Source organism: Thermanaeromonas sp. (assembly GCF_021890735.1).
Classification (GTDB): Bacteria; Bacillota; DSM-521; order Neomoorellales; family Neomoorellaceae; genus Thermanaeromonas.
In genome coordinates this window covers 1-11130 of sequence record NZ_JAKKUR010000053.1, presented here as the reverse complement: position 1 = coordinate 11130, position 11130 = coordinate 1, and the positions used below count along the sequence as shown (strand labels likewise).

Genomic DNA, 11130 nt, shown 5'->3' with positions numbered 1-11130 from the left:
GGTAGAGCATCGCCTTGCCAAGGCGGGGGTCGCGGGTTCAAATCCCGTCTTCCGCTCCATTTTATCTATAGGGCGCGGTGGCGAAGTGGCTAACGCTGCGGTCTGCAAAACCGCCATTCGCCGGTTCAAATCCGGCCCGCGCCTCCATTAGTTTCCGTCCCCTTCCCAGGCAGCGCCTAGAAAAACGATGCTTGTGGGAGGGGTCAATTTTTATGGCCTAAATTTTAGAGTTTGAATTCGGAGGTTTTACTTATAAATGAAGGTAACCCCCAACCCTTTTGTAGAATCGCTGGGTATCGAATTTTTAAGCATAAACCCGGGAAATGTAAGGGTAAGGCTTAAAGTTGATAGAAGACACCTCAATCCTTGGGGGAATTTGCATGGAGGAGTATTTGCGACATTGGCTGATACTGCTATGGGTGTAGCTGCCCGAAGTTTGGGGAAAGTTGCGGCTACAGTGAATTTGTCTCTAAATTATGTTTACCCTGTCCATGAGGGTGCCGAGGTAATTTGCGAAGGAAAAGTAATTCATGAGGGCAAGAATATCATACATACCCAAGCTGTATTGATGGTAAAGGATAAAAGAGTAGCTATGGCCAACGGTATTTTTTATGTGCTTAACCACGAGGGAGTTATGGAAGACCGTTGAAAGGCTATTGGTATTGTGCTATAATAACGTTTGCAACGTGGATATCTGATATGCGAGAGTGGCGGAACAGGCAGACGCTCGAGACTTAAAATCTCGTGGACCTATGGTCCGTGCGGGTTCGAGTCCCGCCTCTCGCACCACAAGGGGTTTAGCCTCCTCAAAAATCTCGTGGTCCTGAGGAGGCTGTTTTTATGGGCAGGATTGCCAAACTCAACCCGAAGGTATTGGACTTGTCCTATGCCCTGGATGAGTTCCTCCTTGCTAAACAGGCCGATGGCCTGGCACCATCCACCCTGGAAATCTACCGCCGCCATGTGGAAGCCTTTCTTAAGGCCAATCCCAACCTCACCACATATGAGGCCCTGCGGAAAGCGGTTATCCGCTACTTCAGCCAGCCTTGTTCGCCCGGGTATCATAACATCAAACTACGCCACCTTAAAGCCTTCTTCAACTGGTGTGTGGCCGAAGGGTATCTTCCAGCCAACCCAGCCCAAGGGATAAGAAAGGCCAAAGAAGACCTTAGCAACATAAGGCATGTGCCCTTGGAGGCCCTGAAGAAGCTACTGCAACAGGCGGATAAGCGGAGCTATGTAGGCTTAAGGGATTACACCCTCTTGTTGACACAAATAGATACCGGTGCAAGGCCTGGTGAACTGTTCCAGGTGAGGCCAAGCGATTTAAACCTTGAGGCAAGAGAACTGTACATTCGCCCTGAAGTGGCTAAGACCTGTGTTGGCCGTACCCTGGTGCTATCGCCTTTCACCATGCAAGCCCTGGCGAAGTTCCTCAAGGTAAGGCCCACATGGTGGAGTGATGACGTGCCCCTGTTCGCCACTGAAAACGGGAGGCCCCTTAACCGTTGGCACTGGGCCGCAAGGGTGAGGGAATACTGCCAGAAGGCAGGCGTTAAGGTCACGCCCTACGGTTTGAGGCACACCTTCGCCATTGAGTTCCTCAAGGAAGCCAATGACCCCTTCGCTTTGCAGAGGATACTCGGCCACTAGGACCAGCCGGTATCACCACTTCAGCTATAGAAATGTCCACATCGCCAGAAGGAACCGGCTGGCCTGTTGTCTTAAGCCCTTCCACGGTCACGGCAATAGCTTCTTTTACTCGCTCTAAAGCCTCCTCCCGTGTCTTTCCCTGGGTGGCACATCCCGGCAGGGCCGGAACAGTAGCCACGTAAACACCCGTCTCCTCATCCCATTCCAATACTACCTTAAAGCGCATTGGTCGTTCCTCCCTGGCCTTAGCATTCCCATTATCATCCGGCAACATCTACCCTGGTTGGCAGTCAAGAAGCTTCCAATGGCCACTTACCCCTTTGGTACAATTTTACCACAAATATTGGGCAACATGGGGGTTCGGGGGCCCCATTGTTAGTGTCAACTCCAAGTGGGAAGTGGCAATATATGTTAAGCTACTAAACTTAACACTCCATCTACTATGCTCTTGAGAGTCTGACCAGTAGGGAGTACCTATCGCTGCCGTCTTTAAAAGCGATATCCCCGCCTTAAGCCAGGCGCCTGGATCCTCCTGTAAAAAGTGAAAGCCCCCTATTTTTATGCAGGGGGCTTTCACTACACGGATAGCTATCTTTGCTGCTGGGCTTGCTGGTAAACCTTGTATTGGGGCTCCTGGCTTTCGATATAGTTGATGCGTCCCTTTAACCCCTGGGCGATGTTTTCCAGCTGGTTTGCATAGTCCGTAAACTGTTTTTGAGCAATTTTATCTTGTGTTTCCAACGCAAAGCTTTTAAGATCTGCAATAGCTCCTTCCAGCGAAGTAAGGCATTGATGCATACGTGTTCCGATGGTCATGGCCTGAGCCTCCCTAAACAAGTTTGAGTCCCTGCACTAATTATTGTGGCCTCTGAAATCTCTAATATTCTCCCTATGCTGTGAAAGAGTTGACCTTTTTTAGCAAAAGTAGGTATAATTTTAACAGAAAATTGGTCTTTTGGGTGTAGGGTGGGTGTATATATTTACCAGAAAACCTGCGGCCGGAAGGGAGGAACAAGCATGAATCTGGCCGAAACTTTTATGGGGGAAAAGCTGCTGGAAGAAGGGATAAAATTTATCCTTCGCAATCCAGAGCGTAACCTCCGGGGTATATTAGGTATCGCTGAAAAGCTGGCCAGGGAACCTCATCATCGTGAGATGGTGGCTGCAGTTAAGCGCGTGCTTCAGGACAAAGAAAGTAACTGGTATAAGTTTGCTCAGCGCCTTCTCACCCAAACCCATCCCAACGTTCGCCAGCGTTTAGCCATTAACTTTTTTGTTAATTCAACATTTATTGGCGTACCACGGCAAAAGGAATGGGCTGCCAAGTTGGGTGTATCTGTACCTTACGCCATTTTGATGGATCCTACTGAAAAGTGTAACCTGAACTGCCTAGGTTGCTGGGCCGGAGATTACCAACGGACTCAGGAGCTAGATCTGGCTACCATGGATCGTATAGCTACGGAAGCAGAAAAACTAGGAATTTACTTTATAGTTTTATCTGGAGGCGAGCCTCTCTTACGGCGAGAAGATATCCTCACCCTTGCGGAAAGACACCCGGACCAGGTTTTTCATATTTTCACCAATGGAACGTTGATCGATGAAAGCTTTGTGCAAGAGATGGTGCGCTTAGGGAATATAACTGTGGCTATTAGTCTAGAGGGCTTTGAGGAGACTACGGATGCCCGGCGCGGTAAAGGTGTCTTTAAAAAGGTAATGCGCGCCATGGATTTGTTACGTGATAACGGGGCGGTTTTCGGGGCCTCGGTTACTTACACACGTAAGAACACAGAAGAATTAGGTAGCGAAGATTTTATCGATATGCTGGTGGATAAAGGGGTAGCTTTTGTATGGTTTTTCACTTATATTCCTATCGGTAAAGATGTAGATTTAACATTAATGGCTACGCCAGAACAGAGGGCTTGGATGTTTGAACGCATTACCTACTTCCGCCAGACAAAGCCCATTTTCCTGGTCGATTTTTGGAATGATGGTGAAGCCAGTAACGGATGTATTGCCGGTGGCCGGCGCTACTTCCATATAAATGCTGCAGGAGAGGTTGAGCCTTGCGCATTTGTGCATTACAGCACCTGTAATATTAAAAATATGAGTCTAATAGAAGCTTTGCAGAACCCCCTTTTCCGGGCTTATCAGAAACGCCAGCCCTTCCATCCTAATTTACGGCGTCCTTGTCCGCTGATCGATTGTCCGGAAATGTTACAAGAGATAGTGCACGAATCGGGCGCCTACTGCACGCAGTTACATGATAAAGAAAGTGTGGATGAATTTGCCGCCAAACTTAAACCTTATGCTCAGGAGTGGGGGAGATTGGCTGATAGCATCTGGGAAGAAAAGCACTCAGCTTTACCCAAGGCTCAGGTACAGTAGGGTGATAAAGTCATTAAATATCTAAACAGGGTAGCCCAGGCAAGGATGTTCTTTCTCCTACCTTGCAATCTAATGCCAGGCCCTAATGGCTGAAAATAAGCCGGTATAGCGGCCTGGTATTTTTTATGTGTACATGCTAAGATGTATGTATATATTACATCTAGTATACGTTACCGTCCTTTAGGAGGAAGGAGAATCTTTAAATTATGGCTTCTGGTTACAACCTTTTGAGCTTAGAAGATGCCCTCAAGCTTTCCCGCCAGGAGATAAGGGAATACTATAAACGCTATATAAACCCGGGTTTAGCAAGCCTTTTGAGCCTTCTCGATTTTGATAAACAGTTTGTAAAGGCTGAAGGAGTTTATGTGTGGGATCGGGAGGGCAGGCGCTATATTGACTGTTTGGGTGCCTACGGAGCCCTTAATCTGGGACATAATCCTCCTCAAGTCATTAAGGCTGTAGAAATGGTTCGAGAGCGCCCCAACCTTCTCCAGGCCTCCCTCAATCCTCTTGCTGCAGCGTTAGCCCATAACTTGGCGGCTATAACTCCCGGGGATTTGAGCAGGGTATTTTTCTGCAATAGTGGGACGGAAGCTGTAGAGGGCGCTCTTAAGTTAGCTCGAGCCGCCACAGGCCGCTATAAAATTGTATACTGTGAGAACTCATTCCATGGCAAGAGCTTTGGGTCACTTTCGGTAACCGGAAGGCAGAAATACAGAAAACCTTTCGAACCCCTTCTTCCGGGATGCGAGCCGGTCCCCTTTGGTGATGCAGAAGCTTTAGAAAGGAGGTTAGCTTCAGGGGACGTAGCTGCTTTTATTGTAGAGCCTATCCAGGGTGAAGGAGGGGTTATAGTTCCTCCTGACGGATATCTCGCCCGGGTCAGGGAGCTGTGTGACAAATACGGAAGCTTGCTCATCGTAGATGAAATTCAAACAGGTTTTGGGCGAACGGGGTATCTTTTCGCCTGCGAACATGACGGAGTGGTTCCGGATATTCTTTGTTTAGCTAAATCCTTGGGTGGGGGCATAATGCCTTTAGGCGCTTATATCTCGAGACCCGACATTTGGGAGCGGGCCTATGGGGGAACCGAGCGGTGCTTGCTTCACACTTCCACCTTTGGAGGTAACACCCTGGCCATGGCCGCCGGGCTGGCCGCCCTTTCTAGTATCTTGGAGCAGGATTTGGCGGCTCAAGCCCGTGAGAAAGGTCGATTTTTACTGGAGGGTTTAAAGCGGCTGAAAGAAAAATCTAACCTCATCAAAGAGGTAAGGGGACGGGGGCTTCTTGTAGGCCTAGAGTTTAACCAGCCAGCCTCTGGCTTTTTGAATAAGCTGAGTCTAGGCAAATTAAACGAGCTTTCCCAACAATATTTTGGTTCCCTTGTGGCCGGAGAGCTTATGAATAGATACCAAATTATAACAGCTTATACTTTAAATAATCCCAATGTAATACGCCTGGAACCACCTTTAATAATAGGTTACCCGGAGCTAGAAAAGGTGCTGGCAGCCTTAGAAGAGATATTAATAGAAAAGGGCTTTTGGGGTGTAGCCTTAAACAGCGCCCGTACAGCCCTGGGTTCTTTTCTTTCGCGAAGAAAAGAATAGTTTTAGTCGGGTTAAAGTATAGATACGGGTTTTTTCTGGGGAAACTAACAAAAGCTCTAGTACAAAGAATACCAGCGGGTTCGGTCATTTAATTTTATGGAGGTGAAGGAATGGCCCCAGAAATCATTGTCTATACCACCCCCACTTGACCGACTTGCACCTCGGTGAAAGAGTTTCTTTCCCGTAAAGGCTTTTCTTTTGAAGAGAAGGACGTTAGCCGTGATGATAAGGCCCGGGAGGAAATGTACCGGCGTTCGGGTCGTATGGCAGTTCCTACTATTGTAATAGGTGACAAGGTTATGGTAGGTTTCGATCCCCAGCGGTTAGGAAAAATGTTGTCTTAAACAAAGGGGAATAAATGTATACTCCGAAGGTGAAGGGGAAAACCTTTAGGATAGAAACTTGAATACAAATTAAAGCGGAACAGCCTTTGAGGAGGGTTCCTATGCCGCTGACCCAGGCAGAATTGATGCAACTAAGGGAGAACTTAAGCTCTGAGCTTCTTATGATTCAGAAATGCGGTGTTTATGCAGCCCAATGCACCGATCCCCAGCTAAAACAGCTTTTTAGTTCCTTACAGCAAGCTCACCAGCGTCACTACAATACCCTCATGCGCCACCTGGGCGGCCAGCAGTTGATGTAAGGGGGGAAAGACATGCCCATTCCAGGAATGGATGATAAGCTCATGGCCAGTGATTGTTTGGCCAGCCAGAAGTTTTTAACGTCTAGCTATAACATGGCCATCACTGAATGTGCAAACCAAGACCTAAGGCGGGATTTTATAAGCATTTACCAGGACGAGCAGAATTGCCTTAAAATGGTCTTTGATTCCCTGAACACCCGCGGTTGGTACAACCTGCAAATGGCCAACATGCAGGATATAAACCAGCTCCAGCAGCAGATGCGACAAGAGGCCATGCGCCTTCAGGCCCAAGTTGGGGTAAACCCTGCTCAGATGGGACAAGTTGGCTTTCAACCCCGAGCCTAAATTTATAAATCGCCTCAAGGAAAATAAAAAGGCCCCTGCCTTATATGGCAGGGGCCTTTTTAAGTTCGTGGCCGCTCATTTTCTCGCCCGTAAGGTAAAGGTATATACTGGACCGATGGGCGGCGGCCTGCAGGCTGGGGTAAAGCTCCATGAGTTGATAGATTTCTCGCGGGAGCCCCACTTTGACCGGCAAGCCCATCTTCTGCAGCTCTTCTACGGTGATGGGATAATCGTGGGTCCAACGCCCTTCACTTAAAATAGTGGCCAGCTCCTCTGCTTTTGAGGGTTCCATTTTTTCGCTTAAGATCTTAATAAGGCTTTCTCGCACCTGATCCATGGCCTTCCGGGCCATATCACCCAGGATAAGGGTTCTGTCGTCAATTTCATTGATAGGCTTTTGGGCCAGGACTTTTAGGATGGAAGCGGCAGGATACTGGCCTAGCTGGGGATCTACCGGCCCCAACACGGCGTTTTCATCCATAACGATCTCGTCAGCTGCCAGGGCTATGAGGGTGCCGCCGGACATGGCGTAATGGGGAATATATACGGTAACCTTTCCCTTGTGTTTCAAAATAGCGTGGGCGATCTGTTCCGCGGCTAGCACTAGCCCTCCTGGGGTGTGGAGAACCAGGTCGATGGGCATATCCTCAGGCGTAAGCCTTATGGCCCGGAGGAGTTGCTCCGAGTCTTCTATATTGATATACCGCGTTAAAGGGATGCCGAGAAAACTTAAGGATTCTTGGCGGTGGATGAGGGTAATGAGGCGTGAACCTCTTTTCTTTTCGAAGCTTCGAATAAGCCTTAACCGGGCTGCCTCAATGCGGCGCTGGTGTAGCATGGGCAAAAAAGCGGAGATGAGGAAGATGAGCCATATAAGGCTGAGGATGTCCATACCTGTGCCCCCTTCTTACTATATAGTATGGAATGAGCTTTTAAAAATCCTTCGCCCTAAAGACGGATTCGGCAAGTACGGTGACATAAAATAATTTTCGATAATACCGAACAAAATTTCTTTTGGTTTTGAAGGAAAACCAAAATCGGTGTAGAAATAAATTAATAGTCGAACCACATACGAAATAATCGAATGAGATGGTCCCCGTGGATATCAGGGAGTTCTTGCTAGCCCCGTTGGAAGAGCACAAGTTCATATTGGAGATCACCGCTTTACAGCCTGGGATCTTGGCGGGGACGGAGAGGGTAAAGGAAGTAGCCCGGGAATTGGGTTTAGATATAAAGTGGCTTATGCCCGAAGGCCAGCGCATTACGCCTGGTGGCTGCGTTTGCCGGGCGAGTGGCACGGCCTGGCAGGTCACTCGTGCTGAGGAAGAGCTGTTAGGTTGTATCGGTAAGGCTTCGGGTGTGGCTACGGCAGCCTATGAACTGGTCGCCTTAGCCGGTGGCCGGGCGCGGGTAGTATGCGGAGCGTGGAAGAAAGTACCCCGGGAGGTACGAACAGAACTGCGCCAAGCCATCGCCACAGGCGGCGCGGGGATCCGGATAGTAGATGAACCCTTTGTTTATCTAGATAAAAACTATATCCGCATGTTTGGAGGGATAATCCCGGCGGTACGCCGTGCCCGGGAACTTCAGGGAAGAGTGATTGTAGTACAGTTGCGGGGAGAGGAAAAGTCTTTAGAGGAAGAAGCGAGGGAAGCCGTAGCCGAAGGAGCACACATCCTCATGGTGGATACGGGAAGGTTAGAAGATTTAAAGGTGGTTGGGGAGGTAGCCCTTAAAGAAGGTTTCCGCACCCGGATCAAGCTTGCCTTCGCCGGGGGGGTTAATAAGAGGAACATAGAAGAAGTTATCAACGCGGGAGCAGATATTGTGGATGTGGGTCGTGCCATTATCGATGCTCCCTTGTTGGATTTCCGGTTAGAGGTAGTAGGTAAGGTTAACGGGAGATGAAGTTGATAGATGGAATGGGACCTGCTGGAGAAGACCACCTTTTGGATAGAGGATATAGAGCTTGAGGATGTAGACCTCGCTCAGGTGGCAGCCGCTGCTGCCCGGGCCCTGGGATTGTCTGAAAATGAAGTTATGGTAGTGGATGTGCGGCCAGGGGTAGTGGCGTTCGATGTACTGCGTCGGCGCATCCAAGCCGAGATGGTGGCCGGCAAGGGTAAGGATATACTTCAAAAATTAGGTGAGCTTCCGGGGGTTACCTTGGGGCCTGGAGCCTCTGTGCATTCAGAGGGAGTGCTGGGACTTATCGCCCTGGAGCCTTCTTTGGCCGAGGAAATCCTAAGGGTTTCGGAAAGGATGTCACGGGAAGTTGAGGAAGCTGTAGCGCGGCGGGCTCTGGTCTTCGCCTCCGGGAGTGAGCTTTTAGCGGGGAAGATCCAGGATACCAATTCTCCCTATATCATGGAGGCCCTCCGGTCTGCGGGTTTTAAAGTGAGGTTCGGGGGGATTCTGGAGGACGATCTAATCGCCGTAGTGAACAGGTTAGAAGGTGCCATAGAACAGGGGTATGGTCTTATTATCACCACCGGCGGTGTAGGTGCCGAAGATAAGGATTGTAATATAGAGGCTATCTTGCGGTTAGACCCCCAAGCACATACGCCGTGGATACTGAGGTTTACACCGGATATGCGCCGGCATCATAAGGAGGGCGTTCGTATAGCTGTAGGCCGGGTGGGGGTGACGCGGTTGGTTGCCCTTCCGGGTCCCCATGAGGAAGCTAAGCTCGGGTGCCAGGTTCTTTTAGAAGGCCTCGCTCAAGGTATGGATGATGCTTCCCTAGCTGAAAAGATAGCTTGTGCCTTGCGCCGCCGCTGGCAGGAGAAGCTGGGCAACTTCGCTCATGGTGCTCATGCGGAAAGATAAACCTTGGGAAGGGGCCGATATTTTAGCAGAGGACCCTCAGGAGAATGGGGAGCTGTAACCCAAATATTAAGATATAGGAGGCTATAACAGGTGGATCTTCAAGCCATCGCTAAGGAATTATTCGAAGCGGAAAGCCAGAGAAAACCCCTCGAGCCCCTTACTTCTACTTACCCTGGCTTGACGGTAGAAGAAGCTTACCGTATTCAGCTTGCTGGGGTAGAGATGAAGTTAAAACAAGGGCGGAAGGTGATAGGGAAAAAGATCGGCCTTACCAGTAAAGCTATGCAGGATCTTTTAGGAGTTAAAGAGCCCGATTACGGGCACCTTTTGGACCACATGCTTCTTCTTGAGGGGGAGCCCTGCCCGCGGGATGAGCTGTTATGGCCCCGGGTAGAAGGGGAAATTGCCTTTATACTTAAAGATACTTTAAAGGGTCCGGGGGTCACCATCGCCGATGTTTTCCGGGCCACAGAAGGCGTGATGCCGGCCATTGAAATAGTAGACAGCCGCATACGTGACTGGAAGATTAAACTTGCGGACACGATAGCAGATAACGCTTCCAGTGCACGGTTTGTGTTGGGTAGCCGCATGGTACCGGTTAAAGATCTCGACCTCCGCCTTATTGGCATGGTGCTGGAGAAAAACGGCCAGGTAGTCAATACCGGTGCTGGTGCAGCAGTCTGGGGTCATCCGGCCGCGGCTGTAGCCTGGCTGGCCAATAAACTGGCTGAATTTGATATAGCCCTCGAAGCGGGGGAGATTATCTTGTCTGGAGCTATAACTGCTGCGGTAGATGCGGCAGCGGGTGACGTGTTTACTGTATCTTTCTACGGTTTGGGAACCTTGAGTTTGCGCTTTGTCTAGACATAAGTGCAATACATGCCCTGACGTAATAGTGAAGGAGGCCTGTAAAGTGGATCGTATCAAGGTGGCCGTTGTCGGCCCGGGTAATATCGGTTCTGATCTTATGTACAAAATCTTGCGCAGCCGCTATCTTAAGATGGAGCTCATGGCGGGTATTGTAGAATCCGAAGGGATAAAAAGGGCGCGGGCTTTAGGTATACGGACCACCACAGAAGGTATCAAGCCTGTGCTGGAGGATGAGAGTATAAAGATAGTTTTCGATGCTACAGGAGCCAAGCACCATCTCCAACATGCGCCTCTTTTAAAGGAGGCCGGTAAAATTGCTATAGATCTTACCCCGGCAGCAGTTGGCCCTTATGTAGTTCCGCCAGTCAATCTTAAAGATTTGTATGAAGCGCCCAACTTAAACATGGTGACCTGCGGGGGGCAAGCTACAGTACCTATAGTATATGCCATAAATAAAGCAGCAGGAGCGCGCTATGCTGAAATTGTAGCGGCTATTGCTAGTAAAAGCGCGGGGCCAGGTACCCGGCAAAACATCGATGAATTTACCCAGACTACGGCCAAGGCCCTCTGCGTCATAGGAGGTGCCCAGAAGGGCAAAGCTATCATTATCCTGAACCCAGCAGAGCCGCCCATTATCATGACGAATACCATTTACGTAGAAGTGGAAAATCCTGACGAAAAAGCCATAAGAGAGGCAGTATTTAGGATGGTTAAAGAAGTCCAAAGTTATGTTCCTGGCTACCGGTTGCGTGTCCCTCCCATCCTGGATGGGCATAAAGTTACTACCATCATCGAGGT

At 49.4% G+C, this 11130-nt stretch carries 12 protein-coding genes, 2 tRNA genes and 2 pseudogenes; 13 read left to right on the top strand and 3 right to left on the bottom strand.

All coding sequences use genetic code 11. The features are described 5' to 3' along the window. Positions 1 to 71: 71 nt before the first annotated feature. The 4 genes from L5656_RS08330 (at position 72) to L5656_RS08315 (ending at position 1653) form a co-directional block, all read left to right on the top strand. Positions 72 to 147, top strand: a tRNA-Cys gene (locus L5656_RS08330). 109 nt (positions 148 to 256) lie between these two features. After that, entirely contained in the window at positions 257 to 649 is a 393-nt protein-coding gene (locus tag L5656_RS08325; RefSeq protein ID WP_297201689.1) for a PaaI family thioesterase, read from the top strand. A 52-nt stretch (positions 650 to 701) separates the two neighbouring features. Next, a tRNA-Leu gene (locus L5656_RS08320) sits at positions 702 to 789 on the top strand. Between the two features lie 51 nt (positions 790 to 840). Beyond that, entirely contained in the window at positions 841 to 1653 is an 813-nt protein-coding gene (locus L5656_RS08315) for a tyrosine-type recombinase/integrase (protein WP_297201686.1), read from the top strand. On the opposite strand, the gene L5656_RS08310 is transcribed toward L5656_RS08315, so the two are convergent. Beyond that, positions 1604 to 1879, bottom strand: a complete 276-nt coding sequence (locus L5656_RS08310; protein WP_297201683.1) for a type II toxin-antitoxin system HicB family antitoxin — start codon at positions 1877 to 1879, stop codon at positions 1604 to 1606. The genes L5656_RS08315 and L5656_RS08310 overlap by 50 nt on opposite strands. Before the next feature lie 362 nt (positions 1880 to 2241). Next, positions 2242 to 2469 (bottom strand): DUF1657 domain-containing protein, encoded by a 228-nt coding sequence (locus L5656_RS08305; RefSeq protein ID WP_297201681.1) that lies wholly within the window; start codon positions 2467 to 2469, stop codon positions 2242 to 2244. Positions 2470 to 2670: 201 nt separating this feature from the next. On the opposite strand from L5656_RS08305, the gene L5656_RS08300 reads away from it, so the two are divergent. From L5656_RS08300 to L5656_RS08280, 5 genes and pseudogenes are all read left to right on the top strand, one after another. Then, positions 2671 to 4038: a radical SAM protein gene (locus L5656_RS08300; RefSeq protein ID WP_297201678.1), complete on the top strand. Its 1368-nt coding sequence runs from the start codon at positions 2671 to 2673 to the stop codon at positions 4036 to 4038. 206 nt (positions 4039 to 4244) lie between these two features. Further along, entirely contained in the window at positions 4245 to 5645 is a 1401-nt protein-coding gene (locus L5656_RS08295; protein ID WP_297201675.1) for an aspartate aminotransferase family protein, read from the top strand. A gap of 161 nt (positions 5646 to 5806) precedes the next feature. After that, positions 5807 to 5989: pseudogene (locus L5656_RS08290) on the top strand (glutaredoxin family protein); the annotation flags it as partial. Between the two features lie 101 nt (positions 5990 to 6090). Continuing rightward, the gene (locus tag L5656_RS08285; RefSeq protein ID WP_084666418.1) at positions 6091 to 6288 is read left to right on the top strand and encodes a hypothetical protein; all 198 of its coding nucleotides are present in this window, start codon (positions 6091 to 6093) and stop codon (positions 6286 to 6288) included. A gap of 12 nt (positions 6289 to 6300) precedes the next feature. Continuing rightward, on the top strand, positions 6301 to 6633 hold the full coding sequence (locus L5656_RS08280) for a spore coat protein (protein ID WP_297201667.1): 333 nt from the start codon (positions 6301 to 6303) through the stop codon (positions 6631 to 6633). A gap of 59 nt (positions 6634 to 6692) precedes the next feature. On the opposite strand, the pseudogene L5656_RS08275 reads toward L5656_RS08280, so the two are convergent. After that, a pseudogene (locus L5656_RS08275) lies at positions 6693 to 7525 on the bottom strand (SDH family Clp fold serine proteinase). Between the two features lie 197 nt (positions 7526 to 7722). On the opposite strand from L5656_RS08275, the gene L5656_RS08270 reads away from it, so the two are divergent. The 4 genes from L5656_RS08270 to L5656_RS08255 all read left to right on the top strand — a co-directional run. Further along, complete coding sequence (locus tag L5656_RS08270; protein ID WP_297201661.1) at positions 7723 to 8541, top strand: nicotinate-nucleotide pyrophosphorylase; 819 nt, start codon at positions 7723 to 7725, stop codon at positions 8539 to 8541. Between the two features lie 9 nt (positions 8542 to 8550). Next, positions 8551 to 9462 carry a molybdopterin-binding protein gene (locus L5656_RS08265; protein ID WP_297201657.1) on the top strand — a complete coding sequence of 304 codons (912 nt, stop codon included), beginning with the start codon at positions 8551 to 8553 and terminating at the stop codon, positions 9460 to 9462. A 90-nt stretch (positions 9463 to 9552) separates the two neighbouring features. Beyond that, a complete protein-coding gene (locus L5656_RS08260) occupies positions 9553 to 10326 on the top strand; it encodes a 2-keto-4-pentenoate hydratase (protein WP_297201654.1) in 774 nt (257 codons plus the stop codon). A 49-nt stretch (positions 10327 to 10375) separates the two neighbouring features. Next, positions 10376 to 11130, top strand: a 755-nt coding sequence (locus L5656_RS08255) for an acetaldehyde dehydrogenase (acetylating) (protein WP_297201652.1), incomplete at its 3' end; no start/stop codon positions are given.

Bases quoted from the DNA above. Each gene is read 5' to 3' on its own strand.
- L5656_RS08270 (WP_297201661.1), top strand. From the start codon at position 7,723: ATGGTCCCCGTGGATATCAGGGAGTTCTTGCTAGCCCCGTTGGAAGAG.
- L5656_RS08280 (WP_297201667.1), top strand. From the start codon at position 6,301: ATGCCCATTCCAGGAATGGATGATAAGCTCATGGCCAGTGATTGTTTG.
- L5656_RS08325 (WP_297201689.1), top strand. From the start codon at position 257: ATGAAGGTAACCCCCAACCCTTTTGTAGAATCGCTGGGTATCGAATTT.
- L5656_RS08300 (WP_297201678.1), top strand. From the start codon at position 2,671: ATGAATCTGGCCGAAACTTTTATGGGGGAAAAGCTGCTGGAAGAAGGG.
- L5656_RS08305 (WP_297201681.1), bottom strand. From the start codon at position 2,469: ATGACCATCGGAACACGTATGCATCAATGCCTTACTTCGCTGGAAGGA.
- L5656_RS08295 (WP_297201675.1), top strand. From the start codon at position 4,245: ATGGCTTCTGGTTACAACCTTTTGAGCTTAGAAGATGCCCTCAAGCTT.
- L5656_RS08285 (WP_084666418.1), top strand. From the start codon at position 6,091: ATGCCGCTGACCCAGGCAGAATTGATGCAACTAAGGGAGAACTTAAGC.
- L5656_RS08315 (WP_297201686.1), top strand. From the start codon at position 841: ATGGGCAGGATTGCCAAACTCAACCCGAAGGTATTGGACTTGTCCTAT.
- L5656_RS08265 (WP_297201657.1), top strand. From the start codon at position 8,551: ATGGAATGGGACCTGCTGGAGAAGACCACCTTTTGGATAGAGGATATA.
- L5656_RS08310 (WP_297201683.1), bottom strand. From the start codon at position 1,879: ATGCGCTTTAAGGTAGTATTGGAATGGGATGAGGAGACGGGTGTTTAC.